Here is a 24,920-nt window from a genome sequence, read left to right as displayed (position 1 = left end):
ATGGCAGACTATGCCATATGACACCTGATGCCAGAACTGTCGTGATCGTCGGCGGCACAAGCGGTCTCGGCCGCGCCTGCGCCACCGCCTTGGCCGCCGACCCCGGATGGACGGTCGTGATCACCGGCCGCGATCCGGAGCACGTCGCACGGGAGGCGACCGCGATCGGCGTGCGCGGACTGCCACTCGACCTGGGTTCACTCGCCTCGATCGCGGAGTTCGCCACCGCCCTGCGCACAGCGGACCTCCCACCGCTGCGCGCGCTCGTGTGCAACGCGGGCGTGCAGTTCACGCGCCGCGTCCACACGGCCGACGGCGTGGAGGCCACGTTCGGAGTGAATCACCTCGGGCACTTCGCGCTCGTCCAGGCGTTGCTGCCCGACCTGGTGGCGCCGGCCCGCGTCGTATTCGTCACCTCGGGAACGCACGATCCCGGCCGGTTCACCGGAATGCCGCACCCGCTGCCGGTGTCGGCCCGCGACCTGGCCCGGCCGCCCGCCCCGACCGAGCCCGCGCACGTCGACGGCCGCCGCCGCTACAGCACCTCGAAACTGGCCAACCTGCTGACCACCTACGAACTGGCGCGCCGCCTGGCCGACGAGGGCGTGACGGTCAACGCGTTCGACCCCGGCCTGATGCCCGGCACCGGCTTGGCCAGGGACGCGAGCCCGATCACGCGCGCCCTGTGGCGCACCGTCGCCCGCGCGCTGGTCGCACTCCCCGGCGTCCGCACTCCCGCGCGCTCGGGCGCGGACCTCGCCCGGCTGGTGACCGATCCGGCCCTTGCCGGCACCACCGGCCGCCACTTCGTCGGCCGCGCCGAGCGCCCTTCCTCGACGGCGTCCTACGACCGCGACACCCAGCGCGCGCTCTACGAGGACAGCGTCGCGCTGGTCGCCGAACTCGCGCGCTGAGGACATCGAAAGGGCCGCACCACTCGAAAGTGATGCGGCCCAGGGGTTTCGACGCGGTCAGTCCTTCGTCGGCTTTCGGCCCGCCTGTTCGAGCGCCTGGCGGAGGGCGTACTCGATCTGCGCGTTGATGCTGCGCAGATCGTCGGCGGCCCACCGCGCCATGGCCTCGTGCACGGCCGGGTCGAGGCGCAGCAGCAGCTTCTTGCGTTCGACCATGATCAGCGGCTCAGTGGTAGAGCGTGCCGGTGTTCACGACGGGCTGGGTGGCTCGGTCGCTGCACAACACCACCAGCAGGTTCGACACCATCGCGGCCCGGCGTTCCTCGTCGAGTTCCACCATGCCCTGTTCGGCGAGCCGGTCCAGCGCGTGCCCGACCATGCCGATCGCGCCGTCCACGATCTGCTCGCGCGCGGCCACCACCTGCGCCGCCTGCTGGCGCACCAGCATGGCCTGGGCGATCTCCGGCGAGTAGGCGAGGTGGGTGATCCTGGCCTCGATCACCTCGATACCCGCCGTCTCCGTGCGGTCACGCAGCTCGACGGTGAGTTCCTCGGCCACTTCGGCGCCGTCGCGCAGGCTGGTGCGGCCTTTGTCGTGCGCGTCGTAGGGGTGCGTGGTGGCCAGGTGCCGGACCGCGGCCTCGGACTGGGTCTCCACGTACTCCTCGTAGTCGTCCACGGCGAAGGCGGCCTTGAAGCTGTCGACCACCCGGTAGACGACGACGGCGGCGATCTCCACCGGGTTGCCGTCGGCGTCGTTGACCTTGAGCTTCTGCGTTTCGAAGTTGCGCACCCGCAGCGAGATGCTCTTGCGGTCGGTGAGCGGCACGACCGAGAAGAATCCCGGTTCGCTCACCGAGCCGATGTAGCGGCCGAAGAACTGGATGACCTTGGCCTCGTTGGGATTCACGATGATCAGGCCCGTCGCCAGCAGGGCAAGCACGACGACGATCACCGTCGCCGCGATCGCCGCGATCAGCGCGGAGACGTTGCCGTCCCTGGCCATGGCGACGAATCCGAGCGCGGCGACCGCGCCGAAGAACAGGGTGAGCACCAGCCAGGCCAACAGGACGAGAAAGCCGTTGACGTGACGAGCGGGCCTGAGTTGCATGACATCCTCCCGGTATCAGAGTGATATCACTACGCTAGCACACGCTCCGGGCCCCGGCCAGGGGCGCGACATTGCGATTGCAGCGGAAGACATTGCGCGGGTCGCATTCCGCCTTCAGCGCCGCCAACCGGGCGTAAGTCGCGGCGCGGTATCCGGCTCGGGTCTGCGCCTCGCCGGCCGACGCGCCCGCGCCGTAGAGGAACGCGAGACTGTGCCCGATCGTCCACGGCGCCAACGCTTCCCGGATCAGGGCGTGCCCCTCGGGTGCGGTGTCGTCACCGGGTGCGGCCATGGTGATCGCGCGCACCACATACGCCGCGTCGCGATGGTCCACGGCACTGCCCGCCGACCCGGGCGCACCGAGCGCACCGCCGAGATGCCGGATGTCGAGCACGGCGGGCACCGCGCCCTCGGGTCCGGCCACCCGCCACAGCGCCGCGATCGCGTCCTCGCTCAGGTCGTCGAGCAGCGCGTTGGTGGCCGAGTAGGCGTGCGGGTCGGGCGGGTCGGCGTGGATCGTGTGCGTCTCGGTGTAAGGCATCTCGCGTAGGTCGTCGCGCACGCCGTCCCCCACCGCGCGCAGGGGTGCGACGAGCCGGTCGCCCTCCTGCGCCGACCCGAGGAACGCGACGCGGATCGACAGTGCGAAGCGGCCGCGCAGCGCGGGCGGGAGTTGCGGGATGTCGGGGTAGGTCAGCATCGCGACGGTGGAGGTCACCTCGTCGGGCACCGTCCGGGTCCAGTGCCGCCACGCTTCCAGCGCGGCCGCGGCCCGGGACGCGTCGAATACGAGTTGCCCTCCATAGACCGCGCGGACCGGGACGAGTCCGGTCGTCAACGCGGTCACCACGCCGAAGTTGCCGCCGCCGCCGAGCGCCGCGCCGAACAGCACGTCACCGGGGCGCAGCGTGCGCACCCGGCCATCCGCTGTGACCATCTCGAGTTCCCGCACATGGTCGGCGGCGTATCCGAATTTCCTTGCGAGCAAGCCGATTCCGCCGCCCAGCGTGTAACCGACGAAGCCCACCGAGGGGGAGGAACCGTTCAGCGGAGCCAATCCGTACTCGGCGGCCGCGGCCACCAACGCGCCCGCCCGCACGCCCGCACCGATTCGCGCGGTGCGCGCGTCGGGGTCGATGGCGATGGCGTCCATCCGCGCGGTGCTGATGAGCACGCCGCCGTCGGCCGCCACCGACAGTCCGTGCCCCGTCGCCTGCACGGCCACCGGAAGCCCTCGACGCGCGGCGTATTCCACGGCGGCGCGCACGTCCTCGGTGCGCCGCGCGCCGACCACGACGTCGGGGCGGTGGGTGTAAGCGGTCTGGAATCCGGCGATCTCGTCGTCGTAGCCGGGGTCGCCCGGACGGAACACCGGGCCGTCGAATGCGGGAAGTTCGTTCGTCATGGCTTCGACGATTCCCGCGCCGAAGCCAGAAGTACAACAGATAGTTTTTCTCGGATCTAGAATCATTGGTTATGGAACTGCGGCAGCTGCGCTACTTCGTCACCGTCGCGGAGGAGGGGAACTTCACCCGCGCCGCCGCCCGCCTGCACCTGGCCCAGCCGGGGTTGAGCGCCCAGATCCGGCAGCTCGAACGCGAACTCGGCCAGCCGCTGCTCGATCGCGGCGGCCGGACGGTGACGCTCACCGAGGTCGGCGCGGCGGTGCTGCCGCACGCGTGGGCGGCGCTGGCCGCCACCGACCGCGTCGCGGGCGTGGTCGCCGAGTTCACCGGACTGCTGCGCGGCCACGTGCGCGTCGGCCTGATCTCCGGTGCGGCCGGCGAGGAGTTCGACGTGGCCGCCGTGCTCGCCGCCTTCCACACCGACCATCCCGCCGTCGCGATCAGCCTCGTCGAGGACACGTCCGAACGGATGCTGGCCGCGCTCGATCGCGGCGAGCTCGACATCGCGGTCGTCGGCCTGACCGGCGCGGAGTCCGGCGCCGGGCTGGGCGCGCAGATCGTCCTGGACACGCCGGTCGTCGCCGCCGTCGCCGCGGGCGACCCCGAGCTCGGTGATTCCGTCGCGCTCGCCGAGTTGCGCGATCGCCCGCTGATCTGCCTGCCGCGCGGCTCCGGGGTGCGCGGCGTGCTCGAACTCGCCTGTGCCGCCGCCGGTTTCGAGCCTCAGGTGGCGTTCGAGGCGGCCGCGCCCCCGCTGCTGCTGCGGCTGGCCGCCCACGGCCTCGGCGTCGCCGTGGTGCCCGGCCTCACCGGTTCGGAGGCGGCCGCGCACGGCGTGCGGGTGGTGCCCATCGAGCGGCCGGCGCTGCGCGGCAGGCTCGCGCTGGTGTGGCGCACCGACCGCACACCGGCGCCCGCCACGAAGGTCCTTCTCGGGCAATTGCGGCTCGCCCTCGGAAACGGATCGAGCGACTCGGAACAATAGATCAAAAGACCAGAACAACCCCTCTCCGAATATACTGCGGAGTAACGAACTCCACTTACCGGAAATGTCGCGCCCGGCGGAAACAACCGGTATCGTTTTCACGAAATATGCGGCCCGATTCACCAGCAAAGACACTGTTCAGTACACTTGTCAGCGCACTCTCCATCCCCTGGTTGGGGGCTTCAACCAACCTCCGGTCGGTATTGCAGAATTCCCTCCCATCGGTGTGGACATCCACCATTCCCGAGGAGCATCATAATTCTTATCCGGTGCCGTTCGTCGGGGGAACGTCATGGAATTCGGCAAGGATTGGAAGTGCAATGTTCATCAGGAAATTGGTAGCGGCCGCCTTCATAGCGGTAGCCGCCACCGGCATCGCCGCGGCCACCGGCCACGGCCAAGGGACGCTCGCGGGCTTCAGCGGCCAGGACGGCCCCGTCGCCTACACCACCAGCTTCGCGGCGGACCACTCGAGCATGGAAGTGACGCTCGCCTCCGGCAAGTTCGTGCCCGCACCCGACGCGGTCGCGGTCGTCGCCGAAGACGGCACCTTCATCGGCGCCATCCCGCTGCGCATCGACGCACACGCGGTAGCGCCCAGGATCGACGCCTCCGGCACCGTCCTGACCCTCACCCCGGTCGGTGGGCCCAGCCCCGCGGCCGTGATGTCGCAGGATATGCCCGGCGTGCACGAGGCGGGCGGACCCGTCACCATCGGTGTGGCCGCCGGTATCGGCTGCGTCATCGGCGCCGCGATCGGCATTTGGTTCTTCATCGTCGGCGCGTTCGTCGGCTGCGCTGTCGGTGCGGCCATCGGTGCGACGGTCGGTTTCTTCTTCATCCCCGGCCCGTGATCGACGGCGACAGTTCCGGTGACGGCGCGACCGTCACCCACCCCAGAACGAAGGCCGGGCACCCCTCGGGTCGCCCGGCCTTCGCCTGCGCGCTCAGAGCAGTCGCGACAGGAACGCTTTCGTGCGTTCGTGTTTCGGGTCCGCCAGCACCTCGCGCGGGACACCCGCCTCCACGACGACGCCGCCGTCCATGAACACCAGCTGGTCGGCCACCTCGCGCGCGAAACCCATCTCGTGGGTCACCACGACCATCGTCATGCCGGTGCCCGCCAGCTCCCGCATGACCGCCAGCACCTCGCCGACGAGTTCGGGGTCCAGCGCCGAGGTGGGCTCGTCGAACAGCATCAGCTTGGGGTCCATGGCCAGCGCCCGCGCGATCGCCACCCGCTGCTGCTGCCCGCCGGACAGCTGCGCCGGATAGGCGTTCGCCTTGTCGCCCATGCCTACCCGGTCGAGCAGTTCCTTGGCGCGCGCGACCGCGTCGGCCTTGCGCACCTTCTTCACCTGGGTGGGCGCCTCGATGATGTTCTCCAGCGCCGTGCGGTGCGGGAACAGGTTGAAGTGCTGGAACACCATGCCGATGTCGCGGCGCTGTTTGGCCGCGTCGCGCGGGTGCAGCTCGTAGAGCTTGTCGCCCTTCTGGCGGTAGCCGACCAGGTCGCCGTCCACGTAGAGCCGGCCCGCGTTGACCTGCTCGAGGTGGTTGATGCAGCGCAGGAATGTCGACTTGCCCGACCCGGACGGGCCGATCAGGCACAGCACCTCCCCGCGCGCCACCTCCAGCGAGATGCCCTTGAGCACTTGCAGCGCACCGAAGTTCTTGCATACCCGGTCCGCGACGATCATCGGCGGCGCGGCTTCGTCCTTCGCCACGGTCATTTCGCCTTCACCACACTCTGCGCGTCGGCCAGCTCCTGCAACTGTTTCGCGGTGAGCTGGCGGGAGACGCCGCGCGAGTAGTGCCGCTCCAGGTAGTACTGGCCCACCATGAGCACGCTGGTGATGGCCAGGTACCAGGTGGCGGTGACCAGCAGCAGCGGGATCGGCTGGAAGTTCACGCCGTAGATGTCGCGGGCGCGGCCGTAGAGGTCGGTGCTCAGCGGGATCGCCGTCACCAGCGACGTGGTCTTCAGCATGCCGATCAGCTCGTTGCCGGTGGGCGGGATGATCACCCGCATGGCCTGCGGCAGCACGGTGCGGCGCATGGTCTGCGACCAGGACATGCCCAGCGCGACCGACGCCTCCCGCTGCCCCTCACCCACGGAATTGATGCCGGCGCGCACGATTTCGGCCATGTACGCGGCCTCGTTGAGGCCCAGGCCGATCACGGCGAACGTGAACGCCGCCTGCAAACCCTGCACGTCGAGTTCGAAGAACTGGGGTCCGAACGGCACGCCCAGCTGGATCTGCCGGTAGATCGACGGGAACAGTCCCCAGAACACCAACTGCACGAACACCGGTGTGCCGCGGAAGATCCACAGATACACCCACGCGGTGGCGCGCAGCACCGGGTTCGGCGACAGGCGCATCACCGCCAGCACCGTGCCCAGCGCGATGGCGATCGCCATGGCGAGCACGGTCAGCTCGAGGGTGACCACCGCGCCGGACAGGATGCGGCTGTCGAACAGGTAGCGGGCGTAGGTGTCCCACTGGTAGGCCGGGTTGGTGGCGGCGCCGTAGATGAACAGGCCCAGCAGGACGAGGATGGCGGCCGCCGCGATCCAGCGGCCCGGTTTGCGCAGCGGGACCGCCTTGATGGGTTCCGGCTCGCTCGGCGCGGCGCCGCGCCCGGGATCACCGGGCGCGGCGGACTTCTCCAGATCGGGCATGTGTCAGCTCACGGCTCCGTTGATGACGGATTCGGTGATGCCACCTTCCTGCACGCCCCACGCCTCGGTGATCTCGCGGTACTGGCCGTTCTGGATGAGGTGGTTCACCGCGGCCTGCAGGGCGGCGGACAGCGGGCTGCCCTTGGCGACGGCCCAGCCGTAGGGGGCGGAATCGAAGACCGGGCCTGCGGGCTCGATCTTGCCGTCGCTCTGCTTGATGGCGTAGGCGGTCACCGGGGAGTCGGCGGACATGGCGTCCACCTGGCCGAGCACCAGCGCGTTGGTGGCGGCGGACTGCTCCTCGAACGCCTTGATGTCGATCGGCGGCTTGCCCTGCGCGACGCATTCGGCGCTCTTGGCGGGCACCTCGTCGGTGTGCTCGATGGTGGTGGCCTGGACGGCGACCTTCTTGCCGCAGGCGTCGTTCGGGTCGATCGGCTTGCCGACCGGCTGCGCCCACTGGATACCGGCGCTGAAGTAGGTGGTGAAGTCGACCTGCTCCTCGCGCTCCTTGGTGTCGGTGATCGACGACATGCCCACGTCGTAGGTCCCGGCCTGCACGGCGGGGATGATCTTCTCGAACGCCGACTCGACGTACTCGGCCTCGATACCGAGGACATCGGCCACGGCGTCCATCAGGTCCACGTCGAACCCGACGATCTTGCCGCTCGCATCCTTGTACTCGTTCGGCTGGTAGGGCACATTCACGCCGACCACCAGCTTGCCGGCCTGCGCGATCTTGTCCGGCAACTGCGCGGCGATGGTGTCGACCTTGTCGACCTGAACCTTCTCCGCTTCCGTCCCGGTTTCCTCGGTATTGGTACACCCCGTCAGGACGAGTGCGCCACCGGCGAGCGCACACATCGCCTGCAGGGCACGCCTGCCAAGCACGGATCGAACAGACACAGCAGCCCTCCACATTTCGGATAAGGGAAACCCGGGTGTCACCACCCGTTTGGCAATCTAAGCGACCACGCCACCCGGCGCTGGACAGTAACCGAAGATTAATCCGATCCGTAATCCCGCCACCGCGCACAGCAACCCGACCACCGGCGCGACACCCTAGCACACGGGGGGTGGGTATATTCGCTGGTCACGTTGGGTGTGGGGTGGGTGGAGGCGGTGCGGGGCACGTGGGGCGCAGCAGGTCGGAGACGGTCGGCGCGACGACTCCCCCACTGCCGCAGCAACATTCCAGCACGGGCGCGTTCGGACAGTGGCGTCCGCGTGGACGGGAGGTCGGGCGTGGCCGAGTGGACTGCGATGACAGCGCCGTCCCCGAGTTGTTTGTCGTCGGCTCGGAAGTCCCGGGTACGGCATGCCCTCGCGGACATGGCGATCCAGGGCTCACCGAACTGTCCTGCCAAACGGTAATCACACGCCGACGTAGTCGGCGACGGAACCATCCCCGCATGCGCGGGGAGCACGGCAGGGCCTTGTAGGCGGAGACCAAGTCCACGGGCTCATCCCCGCGAGAGCGGGGAGCCCCTGATCTACCTGTGGTTTCGAGCCGGACCACCACTCTACCTGCACTTTCGACGATCACCTCACCTCCGCTCGGGTGCCGAAAGGCAACGGACCCAGCTGATGACTCGCTGTACCCCTTCATGTTCACAACGCCCTCATCCCTCCCCCCGTCAGGCGCATAGTGGGTCCATGAAATATGTCTTGCTGATCTGTGACGACGAGACCGCGTCGCCGAGTATGGAGGAGATCACGGCGGACCCGGCGTTCAAGGCGTACGACGACGAGGTGGATCGCCGGGGGACCAGTCTGGCGGGCGCACGGTTGCGTCCGGTGGCGGAGGCCAGGACGGTCCGGGTCCGGGACGGGGAAACGCTGGTGTCCGACGGGCCGTTCGCGGAGACCAAGGATTTCGTCGGCGGCGTCGACATCATCGAGTGCGCGAATCTGGACGAGGCGCTCGCCATCGCGGCCCGCCATCCCTACGCGCAACGCGGGTGCGTCGAGGTCCGTCCCGTGTGGGAGTGAGACCGAACGCCGGAACCTGACCGAGGCTGTCGGCCGAAGATTCTTCTCGGATCGATGTCGATCCGGTGCGACTTCGTTCGTAGGTGGGGCAGAACCGCCCGCGCACTTCAGGGCCTGGGTGGCGCGCTCACGGCACCGGCCGCGCTGTCACTGCTGGCCGTGACCTTCCCCGAAGGCAAGCACCGCATCCGCGCACTCGGCATCTTCGGAGCCGTGGGCGGCGTGGCGGGCACGGTCGGCGTGGTCGCCGGCGGTCTGATCGCCGACGGTCCCGGCTGGCGCTGGGCGTTCCTCATCAATATCCCCGTGGGCCTGTTGCTCATCACGCTCGCCGCGATCCACGTGGTCGCCGATCGGCCCCGCGAAGGTCCAGCGCGTCTCGATGTCGCGGGCGCGACGACTGTCACCGGTGGACTCCTGATGTCCGTCTACGCGCTGCACCACGCCGCCACCCACGGCTGGCTCGCCGTCTCCACGCTGGGGTGGTTCCTCACGGCCGCCGGCCTGCTGGTGGCGTTCGTGCGGATCGAAGCGCGCTCACCGGCACCGCTCGTCCCCCTCGCGACCGTGCGACACCGCCCCCTGGTCACGGCGAACCTGACGAACTTCCTGGCGTTCGGCGCGTTCTTTGCCTTCATCTTCCTCGGGTCGTTGCTCATGCAGCAGCAGCTCGGCTACACACCGAGCCAGGCCGGACTGGCCTGGTTGGCCACTACCACAACAGAATTCGCGGCCGCCGCCACTGCGGGCCGCCTCGCCACCCGCCTGGGCATCCGCCCCCTGCTGATCACCGGCCTGTCTCTTCTGGCGACCGGCATGCTCTGGCTGACCCAACTCCCCGCCGACGCCTCCTACACCACCCATCTCCTGCCGGCGTTCCTTCTCGCGGGCCTCGGCTTCGGATTGTGCGTCCCCTCCCTGCAAATCGTCGCCCTCTCCGGCGTCTCCGCCTCGGAGTCGGGACTGGCCTCGGGCCTTGTCGAAACCGTGCGCGAGATCGGCGCGGCAGCCGGCGTCGCCGCCGTATCCACCGTGCTCGTGTCCGGAACCGGCCTCCCCGGGTTCCACACCGCCTTCACCGCCATCGCCGTGCTCGCTATCGCCGGAATGATCACCACCGCAATGGGATTCCGGCGCGCGGAGTTGGAGCAGTTGGTATCCGCCGACTCCGCCGACAACCCACCGACCGTTGCCGACTCGACGTTGTCCAGGACGCCCACGGCATGAGGGCTTCTCGCGACACGGTCTGGAAGAGCGCCGACTGCGCAGGCCAGATGAAGTCAGCCGGTGAGGTGGAGTCAGACTTGGGCACTTGCGGGGATGCTCATCCCCGCGTGCGCGGGGAGCACCACTGATTGACCTGGGTGTTTCCGGGCCGAAGCGGCGAATTTCCTTCACTTTTCGTCGAAACGATCACCCCCGATCCGGTTCACTCGTGGGGTGGTTCGCCGGTGACAATGTGGTCGGCGTGGCTCAGTCCTTCGCGGACCAGGCGGGTTACGTGGCCGCCGCGGAGGCGGTAGATCACGTGGCGGCCCTCTTTGCGGGCGTCGACCAGGCCGGTGAAGCGGAGTTTGGCCAGATGTTGGCTGACGGCGGTGCGGGAGGCGCCGCAGGCTTCGGTGAGAGCGGTGACGTCGGATTCGCCGTGGGTGAGCAGCCAGAGGAGGTGGAGGCGGGTGGGGTCGGAGAGCATCTGGAAGATGCTGGTGGCGACGGCCAGGCGGGCGTCGTCGGGGGTGTGGACGTGGGCGAGGCTCGCGGGGGCGCCTGCGGGGTCGGAGGCTGCGCGCTCGGGCATCGCCCGTCACCTCTCATCCGGTCGTCGCGGCCTGGGTGGCGGGTAGGCGCGCCGGCCACAGGCGGGTGGCTGTGATCCATGCCAGTGTAGCCAGGAGGGTGAGCGCGACCGCCGCCGCGACGTGCCCGAGTCGCGCGCCCGCCCATCCCGCGAGGGGGTAGGTGAGCAGGTAGCAGGCGTGCGACAGGGAGAACTGGGTGGTGAACACCGAAGAGCGCTCCGATTCGTCGGTCCGGTAGCGCAGCAATCGCGCCGTCGGCGTGTTGACCAGGGATGTCCCGGCCCCCAGCACCAACCACGTCACGCCGAGCACCAGCCAACCGTTGCCGCGCCCGGGATCGGCGAACAACAGCACACTCAACGCCGCCAGTCCGAGGGAGGCGACCGCGCAGCCGCCGAGCATCAGCACGCGATCGGGGACCTGGGTGAGCAGGCGCGGGAGGGTCAGTGCCACCGCCATCGAACCCGCGCCGAAGCAGCCGAGGGCTATGGCGACGCCGATATCGTTGCTCCCCAACAGGTCTCGCACATACACCACGGTGTTGACGACCACCGCGCCGGTCGCCGCCGCGACTGCGAGATTCATTGCGAGCAAAGAACGCAGCACCGGCCGCTCCCACATCACCTTGGCGCCCTGCATAACTCGCGTGAGGAACGGTCGCGACCGATCCGGTGGTGGCAGCGCGGGCAGCGAGGTGCCCAGCACCAGCAGTGCCGACCCGACGAATCCGGCGACGGTGCCCGCGAACAACGCCGAGTAGCTGACGAACAGCAGCGCCACCGCCGCCAGCAGGGGCGAGAGCACCGCCTCCAGGTCGTAGGCGAGGCGCGAGAGTGACAGGCCGCGCGTGTACTGGTGCTCGTCGGTCAGCACCGACGGGATCAACGACTGGAAAGCGGGCGTGAAGGTGGCCGAGGCCGACTGCAGGATCAACACCAGCACGTAGATCTGCCAAACCTCCGAGACCCACGGGAGCAGGAGCGCCACGGTCGCTCGCGCCACATCGGCCCCCACCAGCACCGCCCGCTTCGGCAGACCGGCGACCACGACCGCGATCACCGGGGCGAGCCCCACGTACGCCCCCATCTTGATCGCGAGCGCGGTTCCCAGGACCGCCCCGGCCGAGCCCCCGGCCAGGTCGTAGGCCAGCAAGCCCAGTGCGACGGCTAGCAGCCCGGTGCCGACCAGCGCGACGACCTGGGCGGCGAACAACTTCCGGAACGTCCGATTCCGCAGTACATCCAGCACGACCGCATCCCTCCCTTATTCGACAGGGCGCCACCACTATACGACTTTACGTGCGCACGTGCGCACATATCAGGGCCGATCCTTCTCGTTATCCGGCTCAGTCCAGGGCGATGGCCTCCACGACCGGCAGGCGAGCGGCGTGCAGGGCGGGCGGCACCGACCCCGCCAGGGCCAGGAGCAGGGCCGCGAGGGCGTAGCCGAGTTGGATCGGGCTCGGCTCGTAGGCCACGTCCAGGGTCATGGCCTGGCCCATGGCGGTGGTGGCCAGATGCTGGATGACCGCGCCCGTCACGAGCCCCACAGCGGCCCCGGACACCGCGATCCCCGCCGATTCGGCGAGCACGGTGCGCAGCAGGAACCCGCGCGCGGCCCCCATCGCGCGCAGGACGCCGAGTTCGCGCCGGCGCTCCAGCATGGACAGCATCGCGGTGTTGAGCAGGGCGGCGGTCGCGACCAGGACCACGATCCAGAGGATCGCGCCGGAGAGCGCGGTGCCCTGCCGCACCCCGTCGGTGACGGCGCGCACCGCGCCCGCGCCGGTCTCGACCTGGAGACCGGGCGGCACCGTGCGGCGGATCTCCTCCAGTACGACGGCCGGGTCGGCGTCCGGGGCGAACGCGAGGCCGAGGATCGTCTCCCCCGGCCGCTGGAACCAGTCGCGCAGGATGTCGAGGTCGAGCAGCACGATGCCCGACACCGCGGAGAAGTAGGGGACGATGGCGAGGACGCGCACGCGGTGCACGCCGGTCGGCGTCGGCAGGTCGATCAGCGTGCCGATGTCGGCGGACAGCCGATCGGCGACGTCGCGGGAGAGCACCACGCCTTCGCCGGAGGCCATTCGCCGCACCACCCACGGCGCGAGTTCGCCCACGCCCACCGCGGGCAGCCCGGCCTCGAACGCCTGCAGCAGAACGCGGTCGCGGCCGAGCGTGGCGAAGGCCATCTGCGCCGAAGTGACCTCGCGCACACCGGGAACCGCCCGCAGCCGGTCTTTCAGACCGGCGGGAAGCACCGGGCCCGTGGGAAATTCGGCGAGCGTGGCCGGGCTGACATAGGCGTCGCGCCCGCCGAGCGCCCCGAACGAATCCGCCGCGGAGTCGACCAGGTTGCGCGACGCGCCCCCCACGGCGACGGTGGCGGTGACCGCGATCATCACCGTCATGGCGGTGGCCCACACCCGCCGCGGCGCGCGGTGCACGGTGGTCGCGCCCAGCGCACCGGCCGATCCGCACAATCCCGTGGTCGCCGCCGCCAGCCGGACCATCGGTCGCATCCCCGCGAAGCACAGGCAGATGGCTCCGGCGATGGACAGTGCGATCGTCGCGACCGAAAGTTGGCCCACCCCCGCGTAAGTCAGATACACCGCACCAGCGAGCATCACCACACCGCCCGCCAGTGCGAAGCCCTTCGCGACCGGACCGACCGGGGGTACGCGCGAACCCGCCACCGGCGCGAGCGCTTCCACCGGTTCCACGCGATAGACCTGGCGCGCGGCCAGCACCGTCGCGGCGACACTCGCCAGCACGCAGGACACGATCCCCGCCGGAATCGCATGCGGCGGAACCATATAGCGCGGGCGCACCTCGGCCGCCGCGATCATCGCCGTCGGAATGCCGTCGATGGCGAAGCGGCCGAGGAAGACGCCGAGCAGCGCGCCGAGCACGCCGCCGAGCATGCCGATCAGGACGGCTTCGGCGATGAGGTCGCGCACCAAGGCGTTTCGGCGTCCACCGACCGCCCGCAACAGCGACAGCACCGGCCTGCGTTGCGCCACAGCCATGCTCATCACGTTGTAGACGAGGAAGCTCGACACCACCAGGGCCGCGGCGGCGGCCATGATGGTCGAGTACTCGACCACCCGGATCGATCCGCTCGCCTGGAGCGCGCGCAGGCTCGGGTCGGCGACGACCGCGCGGCCGTCGACTACGGCGGTGAGGTCCGCGCGCACGCGCGCCGCGTCCGCGCCGGGGTCGGTGACGATCTGGATCGAGTCGAGAGAGCCCGCGCGCCCGGCGATCTTCTGCGCCACGGGGAGCAGCGCGAGGACGATGTAGCCGCTGTTGAGGTCCTTCGACGCCGCGTCGTCGAGCACCCCCGCGACCGTTACGGTGGTGTGCCCCAGAGGAAACCGCTCGCCTGGTCGCCTGCCCAGTGCCGCGCCGACCACCACGCCGTCGGGCACGGTCAGCAGGTTCGCGCCCGTGCCGCCGAGCGCGCCGTCGAGGTCGCCGCCGAGCGCCGCCACCCGCGCGTCCGCGCCGACCAGCAGCGCGCGCTGGTCGGACGGGCCGATCCGGGTGCGCAGCATCGGCACCGCGGCCCGGACGCCGGGCACGTCCGAGACCTCGCGCAGGAGGTCCTGATCGAATCCGCTCTCGGTGACGCCGGTGACCTCCAGCGACGCGTCACCCCCGATCGCGTCGGTCAGGGCCGCGACCGACCCGGTGACCGAGCCCGCCATGCTGAGCACGGCGACGAGCAGCGCGCAGGAGAGCGCCAGCACCGCCGTCGAGAGGGCCGAGCGCGCGGGGTGGGCGATCAGTTCACCGAACGTGAACAGCCGCCACCTGTCCCAACCCGCTCGGATCACGGGGAGACGACCTGTTCGGACGACCTGTCGCGCAGGGTGCGGGTCGAATCTCCCGGGTCTTCCCGCGCGGCGTGTTCGGCGGCTCGCCCGGCACGCGCCTCGGGCTCCGGCCGGATCGAGTGCTCGCCGCCGGGACTCTCCTCCGTTCGCGCCGCGATTCTCCCGTCCCGCAATGTGATCACCCGGTCGCATCCTCTCGCCGCGTCGCCGTCGTGGGTCACCATCACCACGGCCGCGCCGTCGTCGGCGAGTCCGCGGAGCAGGTCGAGAATCGCGGCGCCCGAGGCGGAGTCGAGGTTTCCGGTGGGTTCGTCGGCGAGGATCACCGCCGGATCCATCATCAGGGCGCGCGCGATCGCGACGCGCTGCATCTGCCCGCCCGACAGTTCGGCGGGGCGGTGGCGCGCGCGGTCGGCGAGGCCGACGCGGTCGAGCAGGTGCCGCGCACGGGGTTTCGCCCGGCGCAGCGGCGTGCCGCCCAGCAGCGCGGGGACGGCGACGTTCTCCCACGCCGAGAGCGACGGCACCAGATTGAAGAACTGGAAGACGAAACCCACGCGCGTCCTGCGGAATTCGGAGAGCCACCGCTCGTCGCGCCCGTCGATCCGCTCCCCCGCCACCGTGACCGTTCCCGCGCCGGGCGAGTCCAGGGCGCCCAGCAGGTGCAGCAGCGTGCTCTTCCCGGACCCCGACGGTCCGGTGATCGCGGCGAAGCACCCCGCCTCGATGCGCAACGTCACGCCGTCGAGCGCGCGCACGACGCCCGCGCCGATGCGATATTCCTTGACGACATCGGCCAGTTCGATCGCGGGCCGTGTCACGGGGCGGTCGCTCCGCGCACGGCGTCCACCATGATCGACCGCAGCGTCGTGACGTAGGTGCGCACGGATTCGTGCGCGACGGGGGTGTCGGGGTGGATGACGCTCAGCGACGTGCCGCCCGGCAGCCGGTTCACCCAGATCAGCACCTCCTCCGAGGCCGCCCGGTTGCCGTAGATGCCGCCGTTCACCATGTCGAAGTATTCGTTGCCCGCGAAATCGCGCGCGTCGACGTAGGAGATCATCGGCGTCGACCAACCGGGCTCCACGTCGATTCCCACATCGGGCGGCACCAGCTCGAGCACCCGATGGAACGACACCCCCGTCAACCGCATTCCGCTGTCGTACGCGCGCTGCGCGCTGCGCACGAGCCGCCCGAAATCCGCTGTCGCGCCTACGGGGAACGCCACCGGCACCAGCGTCGCGTACCAGCCCACAGAGATCAGTTCCGCCACCGAGGATCGCGCGCTGATGGGCGTCATGCAGAAGTAGTAGTCGCGCCGGGCCACCGCCCGCTCCACCATCGCCGCCGCCGCGAACACGCCGCCCACGAACGCCGCGCCGCGCTCGGTGCACAGCTGCTCGAATCGCTCGGACTCCTCGGCGTCGAGCAGCGGCACGGTGAGGTGCGCGCCCCTGGTGTAGCCGTCGCTGCGCTTGCCCAGATCCAGCGGAAACGAAGGCAGCACACCGTCGTTGCCGCGGACCAGCTCCAGCCACCGCCGCACGCCCGGGGACGCGAGGGACAGCCGCGCCGACTGCTCGCGTTCGCGCGCACAGTACTCGAGATGGCTCGCGGGTTCGGGCATGGGCCCCGGTTCCGCGCCCACCTCGTGGGCGTAGAGGTGGGCCAGCTCGTAGCACGAGATGTATTGCGCCACACCGTCGGTGTGCAGGTGGTCGACCGCGAGGTACACCGTGGACGACTCCTCGTGCTCGAGGACGCCGAACGTGAAGCAGTCCCATTGGAACGGCCCCGGCGTCTGCTTCTGCACGTGCTGGCGCACCGCCTCCGCGTTGTCCACCTCGCCGTGATCGGTCGGGACGAAGTCGAGCACCTCCGGCTCGACGACGTGCCGCACCACCCGGCCGTCCTCGATCGCGAACCAGCTGCGGAAGGTGTCGTGGCGCAACAGGAATCGGCGCACCGCGCGCGTCATGGCGTCCCGGTCGAGCGCGGCGGGCACTTCGGCGGTCACCACGCACAATCCGGAGAATCGGAAGTCTGCGGCCGCATTGCGGTGCGCCGCTTGCAGATACACCTCCTGCTGGTGCGAGGGCGGCACGGGGTGGGCGGGCGCGTGCGCGGCGCGCCGCAGGGATTCGGGCGAGGCCGCCCAGCTCACCAATCGGCCGGGCGCCGGATTCCACTCATCGATCAGTCCGTAGTCGACCACTGGTAGTTCCTTCGTTCGCGGGGTGCCGGGCGCCGGTGCCCGGCGGAAGTCACGGACGGTGCGACGGCTCGGGCAGCGTGAGCGTCGCGACGGCCAGACACAACGCCACGGCCGCGACGGCGGCCAGCATCACCACCGCCCCGTCCAGGGTGTGCGCGCGGAAGAACACGGCGGTGAGCGCGGCCAGCCCGACCGCGTTGCCGATCTGCTCGACGGTGGGCAGCACGCCCGACGCCTCCCCCATCCGGTCCAGATCCAGGCCCGACAGCATGATCGGCTGCAACTGCACGCCGAACAGCCCGACGCCGAATCCGGACGCCACCACCGGACCGATCGCGACGAGCGGGTTCACCACGCCCGAGGTCAGCCACAGATACACCGCGCCCGACCCGATACAGCCGGAGAACAGCGCCATGCCGAACGCGAGCGCGCGAATCCCGAAGCGCGGCACCAGGAACGGTGACGCCAGCGCACCCGCGCCCGCACCCAGCGCGAACGGCGTCATGGACAGGCCCGTGCGCAGCGGCGACCAGTCCAGGATGTCCTGCATGGTGATCGACACCGCGAACACGAACGCGGTGAACAAGCCGAAGAACACCGCCACCAGGACCGAACCGATGCGGAACCCCTTGTCGGCGAACAGATCCAGCCGCACCAGCGCACTGCCGTCGCGCTGGAACAGGCGGCGCTGAGAGACCAGGAACCCCGCCCCGATCGCCACCGCTACCGCCATCATCGCGACGAGGTCGAGCCGCCAACCCCGGTTGTGCACCTCGGCCAGCGCGAACAGCAACAGGAACAATCCCATCGCCGAGAGCACCGCGCCGCGCACATCGAATCGTCCACGCACATCGGGCTTCCCGATGCGCAGATACCGCCATGCCAGGGCGAAGGCGGCCACCCCGAGCGGGACGTTCATCAGGAAGATGACGTGCCATCCGAGACCGAACAAGTCGGCGCTGATCAGCAAACCGCCGAGCAGGGGGCCGAGCATGCCCGCGAACCCCGCGCACGCGCCGTACAGCGCGAACACCAAGGGGTGCCGTTCCCGGGGGAAACTCGCGGTGAGGATGGCGATGGTCTGCGCCGCCATCCCCGCGCCCGCCACCCCCTGCACGACGCGCGCCACCACCAGTTCCGTTGCCCCGTCCGCGATTCCGCACCACACGGACGCGGCGGTGAACGCGAGCACCGACGCCAGGAACATCACCCGGCGGCCCGTCAGCGCGCCGAGCCGCGCCGCCGGGAGCAGGGTGCACGCGAACGCCAGCGAGTACCCCGAGATGACCAGCAGTTGCTGGGCGCGCGACGCCCCGAGCTCGGCGGTGATGTCCGGCAGCGCGACATTGACGATCGTCACGTCGATCATCTGCATGAACACGCCGATGAGGCAGCCGGCGAAGGCCAGCCAGGCCCCCAGTTCGCCGGTGCTCCGGGCGGGCGCGCCGACCTGAGCCACCGCCTACACCCCGACCGGTTCCGGCGCGGCCTGCGGTTCCGGTTCCGCCGCTTGCGGTTGCGGCACGATGCCGCTGCGGGAGGTCGCGATCGCGCCGGGACGGTCCTCGGTGGCGAGGATCAGCTCGGCCACCTTGGGGCCCGCCTGTTCCAGGCTGAACGAGCGCCCCATCTGCAAGGACATGAGGTCGACGCCGAGCGACTTCGTCACGCGCGCACCGAGTTCCACCGCCATCAGTGAGTCCAGGCCGAGTTCGGGCACGGGGATGGTGAGGTCGATCGAGTCCGGGGTGACGCCCATGACCACGGCCAGCTCCTCGGCCATCATCCTGGCCACGGCCTGCCCGCGTTTGCCCTCGTCCAGCGCCGCCAGCTCGGCCTTCATCTTCGCCAGTGCCGAGTTGTCCGCCACCGACGCCGCCACCAGCGCGGTGAGCCGTCCGGTGCGCGCCAGTTGCGGGAAGGCGGCGGTGAGCGCGGACCAGTCGGTCGGGATGATCGCGGCGCGGGTGACGCCCAGGCGCAGCGTCTGCTCCAGATACGCGGTGCCCTCGGCCATGTCGATCGGCGCGAAGCCCGCGACCTGGAGATACTTGGCCACCTTCTCGTCGGCCGCCATACCGCCCGTGGCGCCGGACATGTGTCCCCAGCCTATGCACACGGTGCGCAGGCCCTCGCGCGACCACCGCTCGGCCAGTGCCTCCACCGCCACGTTCGCGGCGCTGTAGTTGTACTGGCCGAAGATGCCGAACATCGAGCCGCCGGAGGAGTACAGCACGAACAGGTCCAGATCGATGCCCGCCTCGGCCACGGCCCGGCGCAGGGCGAGCGCGCCGTGCACCTTCGGCCGGTACACCTTGGTCAGCTGGTCGAGGTCCATCTCGGCGATCCGGTTGTCGGCCACCGCGCCCGCCGCGTGGAAGATGCCGCGCAGCGGCCGGTCGGGGCGGTGCGCGCGGTCGACGAGGGCGGCCACGGCGACGCTATCGGCCACGTCGGCGCGCTCCTCGACCACTTCGACGCCCAGGGTCCGCCACGCCTCGAGCTGGCGCCGCGTCGCCTCGTCGGCCGCGCCACCGCGACCCACCAGCACCAGCCGCCGCGCCCCCTTCGCGATCAGCCAACGCCCGGTGGCCATTCCGAACCCGCCGAATCCGCCGGTGATGAGATAGGTTCCGGCCGCGTCGATCTCGACCTCCGGCAGTTCCGGACGCACCGGCGTGGAGGGCGATCCCATGTCGATGGCGATGCGCCCGATCCTGGTGGAGCGGATCACCTCGTCGAAGGCCTTGGCCACCTCGTGGGTTTCGAACAGCTCGTAGGGCAACGGCGTGTAGACGCCGTCGCCGAACTTGCCGTAGACGCGGCCCAGCAGCTCGGCCAGCTGCGCCGGCCGCACCGCGCACATGCGGTCCAGATCGACGGAGAAGTAGGCGAGGTTCTTGTCGAAGTTGGCCAGTTCCAGCAGCCCGCCGGTGTAGACGTCGGCCTTGCCGACCTCCACGATGCGGCCGAATTCGGTGACGGCCTTGAAGTTCTGGCGCAGGATCTCCCCCGGCGCGGTGCTGATCACCACGTCGACGCCCTTGCCCTCGGTGAGGGCGAGCACGTCGTCGGCGAAGTTCAGCGACCGCGAGTTCAGGGCGTGGTGGGCGCCGAGTTCGAGGATGTGCGCGCGCCGTTCGGGCGTGCTGGCGGTGCCGATGATGCGGGCGCCCGCCACGGTCGCGACCTGGATGGCCGCCGAACCGACACCGCCGGCCGCGCCGTGGATCAGCACCGTCTCGTCAGGCCGCACCCGCGCCAGGTCCAGCAGGGCGTACTCGGCGGTGCCGAAAGCCGTTGTGCTGGTGCAGAGTGCGGGGTCGACGCCCTTCGGCAGCGGGATCAGCCGACTGCGGTCGACCACGCGATAGCGGCCCATCATGCCGCGGGCGGCCACGGCCACCAGATCGCCCGGTTCGACATCGGTCACGTCCGCGCCGAACCGCACCACCTCGCCGACCCCCTCCATGCCCGGCGAGGTGCCGAAGAACGTCTCCGCGAGTTCGCGCTCCCCGAGCAGGCCCATGACTTTCAGCGGGTCCTTGTAGTTCAGCCCGATCACCCGCATCCGCACCTCGACCTCGCCCGGCCCGGGGTCGCGGCGCGCGCACCGCCGCCACGCCAGCCCCGACAGCAGCCTGGTGCGCGGCACCTCCAGCTCGAAGTTCACCTCCGGGTCGGTCAGCGATTCGACGGCGTCGAGCTGTTCGATGCGCTCGGCCAGCGGCGCCGTGACGAGGGGCACCCAGCGCTCGCCGCCGCGCAGCAGCACCTCGTCGGCGTTGTCGTGGGAGAACGCGCCGGGCACCGACAGTTCGGTCGCCAGCTCGGCGAGCGAGGTGGCGGCGTCCACGTCGATGAGCCGCCAGCGCAGGCGGGTCTGCTCGTTGAGCAGCACACGGCGCGCACCGGCCAGCGCCGCCTGCGCGGCCGCGGGTGCGACAGGGCTGTCCGGCAGGGTGAACGCGCCCTCGGTCACCAGCGTGACGTGGCACAGTCCCTCACCGAGAGCCACTGGCGCGTCGGCGTTTTCGACGGTGACGGCCTCCTCGAACTCATCGACCGCGACCGCGATCCGCTTGAGCGTCCAGAGGTCCGCGAGGTCGTCCTCGACGGTGCCCGCGACCACACAGACGTGGATGCGTCCCGGGGCCGTGGCCGCGGCGGCGCGCAGCACCGGCGTCAGGTCGGCCGCCACGTCCGCGCCGCGCACCACCACCGAGTTCGCGACGACAGCCGAGAGCCGGTCGGCGCGTTCACCGCCGCGCTCGTTGAGCGCGACGAACACCGTCGCGGCGGGCGGCACGTCGGCGAGGGCGGCGGGGTCGATGGCCTCGGCGCGCTCCATGGTGTCGGCGTAGTAGAAGTCGGCCATGCGGTGCAGCGGGCTCTGGCCCGGATTCAGCGCGCCGAGTTGCACACCCAGCAGCTGCATGACGAGATTGCCGTCGTCGTCGAGCAATTCGACCTCGGCGGTGAGCCGGACCGACTCGTCGCGGCGCGCGATCACCGTGATCCGCTCCGGCAGCGCGGCCAGCAGGCGCACCGAGGCGACGGCCACCGGGACGACGGGGCCTTCGGCGACGCCGTCGGCGGCGAAGAGCATCGCCACCGTCTGCATCGCGGCGTCCACCACGGCCGGGTGGGCGAGGTGGCCCGACTCGGCGGCGATGGTCCCGTCCACCGTCGCGACCACGAGGTCCGCACCGGCCCGGACCGACGTGACCCGCTGGAAGGACGGGCCGTACTGGAGGCCGCGCGAGGCGAGCGCGCCGTAGAACAGGGCGGGCTCGAACTCGATGGGCGAATCCAGCTCGGGCACCGCCACTTTCGAGGATTCGTAGGCACCGGCGAGCAGCCGCCCGGTGGCGTGGACGGTCCACACCGTCCCGGTCGCCGACCGCGACCGCAGTAGGAACCGGCCGCTGGACTCCTCTACGGAGAACGCCAGGACGGGCACGTCCGGACCGCTCATGACCAGTGGCGCCACGAACCGGACCTGTTCCAGCGCGACGCTCTTGGCCGCCATCCGGCTCGCGGCCGCGCTCAGCGCCGCGTCCAGATACGCCGCGCCCGGCATGATCCGCGCCCCGGCCACCACGTGGTCGGCCAGCCAGGGCAGCAGTTCGGTGCCGACCTGGAGCACCCACTCCGGCCTGCCCTCCACGTCGGGATCACCGAGCATCGCGAAACCACCCGGCGTGCCCAGGCGCGCCTGCTCGAACAGCGGCTGGGTCGACCGCAGCGCGGTGCGCTGCCAGGGGTAGCGCGGCAGCGGCACGTGCGGCGGGGTGGGCGCGCCCGCGGGGAACAGCGTGCCGGTGTCGAGGACGCCCGCCGCGTAGAGGCCGATGACGGTCTTGCGCAGGCTCAGCGTGTCGTCCTGCTTGCGGTCGAGGGTCGCGACCGTGGTGCCGTGCACGTCGGCGCCGAGCAGCATCTCGCGGATATTGCCCGACAGCACGGGGTGCGGGCCGACCTCCAGGAAGACCCGGCTGCCCGCGGCGATCAGATCGGTGACGGCGTCGGCGAAACGCACCGGCTGACGCACGTTCGAGCACCAGTACTCGGCGTCCCAGCCGGTGGCGACATGCCCGCCGGTGACCGTCGACCACAGCGGCAGCGTGGGGGTTTGTGGCGCGAGATCCGCCAGGGCCGTGCGCAATTCGCCGAGAATGGGGTCCATGAGGTTGCTGTGATACGGCACCTCGACGCGCAGTCGGCGGGCGAAAACGCCGTCCTCGGTGAGCTTTTCGGCGATGTCGTCCAGTCGGTTCCCGTCACCGGCGAGGGTGAGGGAGGTGGGGCTGTTGACGGCGGCGATGTCGACCGACGGGTCGTCGCCGATCAGTTCGCGAGCCTGCGCGACCGAGATGCCCGCGGCCAGCATGCCGCCGGACCCCGCCGTGGTGGCCTGCAACCGGGACCGGTGGTAGGCCACCCGCACCGCGTCCTCGAGCGAGAGCATGCCGGTGACGTAGGCCGCCGACACCTCCCCGACGCTGTGCCCGACGACCGCCGCGGGGACGATGCCGAGCTCGGCGAGTTCGCTGGTCAGCGCGACCTGGACGAGGAAGTTCGCCGGCTGAGCGACCTCGGTCGCGGCCACCCGCGATTCCTCCTCGGGGCGCAGCAGTTCCGCGATGATCGACCACCCCGCCACGCGCTGGAACTCCGCGTCGACACGCCGCGCTGTCGCCGCGAACGTTCCGTCGGCCGTGAGCAATTCGCGTGCCATGCCCCACCACTGCGGGCCCATACCGGAGAACACGAACACCGGCTCCTTGCCACGAGCGGCGACCGTGCGCACCGCCTCGCGCCCCTCGCCGCCCGCGTAGCGGCGCAGCTCGGCCACCAGGTCGTCGCCGAGCGGGACGCCGGTGCGGAACGGGTGGTGGGCGGCGCGCACCCACATCGCTTCGGCGAGACGGTCCGGGTCGGCGCCGCCCTCGATCAGGTCGGCCAGCTCGCCGGCCATCGCGCGGACGGCGGGCGCGGCGCGTCCGGAGACCGGGAGGATGCCGAGGTGGATGCTTTTCCGCTCCGCCGCAACAGGTTCCGAGCGGTACTCCTGGAGGATCGCGTGCGCGTTCGTGCCGCCGTAGCCGAAACCGTTGACGGCGACGGTCATCGGGGCGGCCTCGGCCGGGAGCTGTTCGGGGTCCAGCTGGACGTGCAATCCCAGCTCGGCGAAGGGGATGTCGGGGTTCGGTTCGCAGAACCAGCCCTGCGGCGGAATCGTGCGGTGGTGAATCGCCAAGGCGGACTTGATGACTCCGGCGACGCCCGCCGCCGCCTCGGTGTGCCCGAGCGTGGCCTTCAGCGAGCCGACACCGAGGGAGGCGGTCCGTCCGCTCGCGGCGCCGTAGACGCGGCCGAGCGCACGCAGTTCGATCGGGTCGCCCACCAGGGTGCCGGTGCCGTGCGCCTCGACGTAGGTGATCGCGTCCGCCCGGATGCCCGCGCGCTCACACACGCTGCGCGCCAAGGATTCCTGCGAATCGCCGTTCGGGACGGTGATGGCGGTGGTGCGGCCGTCCTGGTTGGTGCCGGTCGCCTTGATCACCGCGTAGACGCGGTCGCCGTCGCGTTCGGCGTCGGCCAGGCGTTTGAGCACCACCATGCCCGCGCCCTCACCGCGGCCGTACCCGTCGCCGGTGGCGTCGAACGACTTGCACCGGCCGTCGGCGGCGAGGAACCCGCCCTTGCACATCATCACGAACGTCTCCGGCTGGAGCATGACGTTCACACCGCCCGCCAGCGCGGTCTCACAGTCGCCGCGATCCAGCGCCTGACAGGCCAGATCCAGCGCCACCAGAGACGACGAGCAGGCCGTGTCGACGGTCAGGGCGGGCCCGGTGAGGTTGAGCGCGAACGCGATCCGGTTCGACAGCATCGTGTAGCTGGCGCTCGCCGCGGTGTGCATATCGGCGTGCGCCAGCGCCGGGCCGATGACCCCGACCACCGCCTGGTCCACGATGAAACCGCCCACGTAGACGCCGACCCGCGCGCCCGCCGCCCGGTTCGCCGCGCCCGCGTCGTCGAGCGCCTCCCACGCCACCTCGAGCAGCAGCCGCTGCTGGGGGTCGAGCTGGGTGGCCTCGCGCGGGGACATGCCGAAGAAGTCGGGGTCGAACTCCCACGGATCGACCGTGAGGAACGCGCCGCGTTTGGTGTAGGCGCGGCCGGGGGTGCGCTTGTCGGGGTCGTAGTAGCGGCGGTAGTCCCAGCGCTCGGCCGGAATGTCCACCACGGCATCCCGCTTGTCGACCACGAATCGCCAGAACGACTCCGGCGATTCGATCCCGCCGGCGAAGCGACATCCGATCCCGACAATCGCGATGTCCGACATGAATTCCTCCGAACTTCGATGGGCCGCCACGGGCCTTCTTTCTGTGCGCGACAGCGGCCCGACAGGTGAGACCCGAACGCGGGGCGCTCGCCGGGGCCGACACCGCCCCAGCCCCCTTG

The 24,920-nt window shown here is 70.6% G+C and carries 18 protein-coding genes; 5 read left to right on the top strand and 13 right to left on the bottom strand.

The genetic code is table 11. The features are described from left to right. Window positions 1–17: 17 nt before the first annotated feature. Window positions 18–914 carry an SDR family NAD(P)-dependent oxidoreductase gene (locus OHB21_RS25330; RefSeq protein ID WP_067506859.1) on the top strand — a complete coding sequence of 299 codons (897 nt, stop codon included), beginning with the start codon at window positions 18–20 and terminating at the stop codon, window positions 912–914. Window positions 915–971: 57 nt separating this feature from the next. On the opposite strand, the gene OHB21_RS25325 is transcribed toward OHB21_RS25330, so the two are convergent. The 3 genes from OHB21_RS25325 to OHB21_RS25315 are packed head-to-tail and all read right to left on the bottom strand — an operon-like array spanning window position 972 to window position 3,430. Next, a complete protein-coding gene (locus tag OHB21_RS25325) occupies window positions 972–1,130 on the bottom strand; it encodes a toxin-antitoxin system HicB family antitoxin (RefSeq protein ID WP_113975194.1) in 159 nt (52 codons plus the stop codon). Between the two features lie 10 nt (window positions 1,131–1,140). Further along, a complete protein-coding gene (locus OHB21_RS25320; RefSeq protein WP_067506862.1) occupies window positions 1,141–2,025 on the bottom strand; it encodes an SPFH domain-containing protein in 885 nt (294 codons plus the stop codon). Between the two features lie 34 nt (window positions 2,026–2,059). Further along, the gene (locus OHB21_RS25315) at window positions 2,060–3,430 is read right to left on the bottom strand and encodes an FAD-binding oxidoreductase (RefSeq protein WP_067506864.1); all 1,371 of its coding nucleotides are present in this window, start codon (window positions 3,428–3,430) and stop codon (window positions 2,060–2,062) included. Window positions 3,431–3,501: 71 nt separating this feature from the next. Between OHB21_RS25315 and OHB21_RS25310 the strand changes: the two genes are divergently transcribed. Continuing rightward, window positions 3,502–4,416: a LysR family transcriptional regulator gene (locus OHB21_RS25310; RefSeq protein WP_067506866.1), complete on the top strand. Its 915-nt coding sequence runs from the start codon at window positions 3,502–3,504 to the stop codon at window positions 4,414–4,416. Window positions 4,417–4,640: 224 nt separating this feature from the next. Continuing rightward, window positions 4,641–5,270 carry a hypothetical protein gene (locus tag OHB21_RS25305; protein WP_324192140.1) on the top strand — a complete coding sequence of 210 codons (630 nt, stop codon included), beginning with the start codon at window positions 4,641–4,643 and terminating at the stop codon, window positions 5,268–5,270. Between the two features lie 93 nt (window positions 5,271–5,363). Here the strand turns inward: OHB21_RS25305 and OHB21_RS25300 are convergent, their stop codons facing one another. From OHB21_RS25300 to OHB21_RS25290, 3 genes are read right to left on the bottom strand one after another with little or no spacing between them, the layout of a single operon-like run. Then, a complete protein-coding gene (locus tag OHB21_RS25300) occupies window positions 5,364–6,116 on the bottom strand; it encodes an amino acid ABC transporter ATP-binding protein (protein WP_170160778.1) in 753 nt (250 codons plus the stop codon). Window positions 6,117–6,145: 29 nt separating this feature from the next. Then, complete coding sequence (locus OHB21_RS25295) at window positions 6,146–7,099, bottom strand: amino acid ABC transporter permease (protein ID WP_067506874.1); 954 nt, start codon at window positions 7,097–7,099, stop codon at window positions 6,146–6,148. A 3-nt stretch (window positions 7,100–7,102) separates the two neighbouring features. Further along, window positions 7,103–7,963: an ABC transporter substrate-binding protein gene (locus tag OHB21_RS25290; protein WP_228791500.1), complete on the bottom strand. Its 861-nt coding sequence runs from the start codon at window positions 7,961–7,963 to the stop codon at window positions 7,103–7,105. Between the two features lie 792 nt (window positions 7,964–8,755). Between OHB21_RS25290 and OHB21_RS25285 the strand changes: the two genes are divergently transcribed. Next, complete coding sequence (locus tag OHB21_RS25285; RefSeq protein WP_067506881.1) at window positions 8,756–9,091, top strand: YciI family protein; 336 nt, start codon at window positions 8,756–8,758, stop codon at window positions 9,089–9,091. Window positions 9,092–9,145: 54 nt separating this feature from the next. Further along, on the top strand, window positions 9,146–10,318 hold the full coding sequence (locus OHB21_RS25280) for an MFS transporter (protein ID WP_084537463.1): 1,173 nt from the start codon (window positions 9,146–9,148) through the stop codon (window positions 10,316–10,318). Window positions 10,319–10,520: 202 nt separating this feature from the next. Here the strand turns inward: OHB21_RS25280 and OHB21_RS25275 are convergent, their stop codons facing one another. The 7 genes from OHB21_RS25275 to OHB21_RS25245 form a co-directional block, all read right to left on the bottom strand. Continuing rightward, window positions 10,521–10,892 (bottom strand): ArsR/SmtB family transcription factor, encoded by a 372-nt coding sequence (locus tag OHB21_RS25275; RefSeq protein ID WP_067506883.1) that lies wholly within the window; start codon window positions 10,890–10,892, stop codon window positions 10,521–10,523. A gap of 13 nt (window positions 10,893–10,905) precedes the next feature. Next, entirely contained in the window at window positions 10,906–12,141 is a 1,236-nt protein-coding gene (locus OHB21_RS25270) for an MFS transporter (protein WP_067506885.1), read from the bottom strand. A gap of 97 nt (window positions 12,142–12,238) precedes the next feature. Then, window positions 12,239–14,731: an ABC transporter permease gene (locus OHB21_RS25265; RefSeq protein WP_067506887.1), complete on the bottom strand. Its 2,493-nt coding sequence runs from the start codon at window positions 14,729–14,731 to the stop codon at window positions 12,239–12,241. Next, on the bottom strand, window positions 14,728–15,552 hold the full coding sequence (locus OHB21_RS25260) for an ABC transporter ATP-binding protein (protein WP_084537464.1): 825 nt from the start codon (window positions 15,550–15,552) through the stop codon (window positions 14,728–14,730). The genes OHB21_RS25265 and OHB21_RS25260 overlap by 4 nt, the downstream gene beginning before the upstream one ends. Then, window positions 15,549–16,946: a condensation domain-containing protein gene (locus OHB21_RS25255; RefSeq protein WP_067506889.1), complete on the bottom strand. Its 1,398-nt coding sequence runs from the start codon at window positions 16,944–16,946 to the stop codon at window positions 15,549–15,551. The genes OHB21_RS25260 and OHB21_RS25255 overlap by 4 nt, the downstream gene beginning before the upstream one ends. A 49-nt stretch (window positions 16,947–16,995) precedes the next feature. Continuing rightward, the gene (locus tag OHB21_RS25250) at window positions 16,996–18,405 is read right to left on the bottom strand and encodes an MFS transporter (protein WP_067506892.1); all 1,410 of its coding nucleotides are present in this window, start codon (window positions 18,403–18,405) and stop codon (window positions 16,996–16,998) included. A 3-nt stretch (window positions 18,406–18,408) separates the two neighbouring features. Next, the gene (locus tag OHB21_RS25245) at window positions 18,409–24,801 is read right to left on the bottom strand and encodes a type I polyketide synthase (protein WP_067506895.1); all 6,393 of its coding nucleotides are present in this window, start codon (window positions 24,799–24,801) and stop codon (window positions 18,409–18,411) included. Window positions 24,802–24,920: the final 119 nt, after the last annotated feature.

It is taken from the genome of Nocardia puris (assembly GCF_036051655.1).
In the GTDB taxonomy this organism is placed as follows: Bacteria; Actinomycetota; Actinomycetes; order Mycobacteriales; family Mycobacteriaceae; genus Nocardia; species Nocardia puris.
Note: the sequence above shows the minus strand (reverse complement) of the source record. Positions and strands in the feature narration are given on the sequence as shown.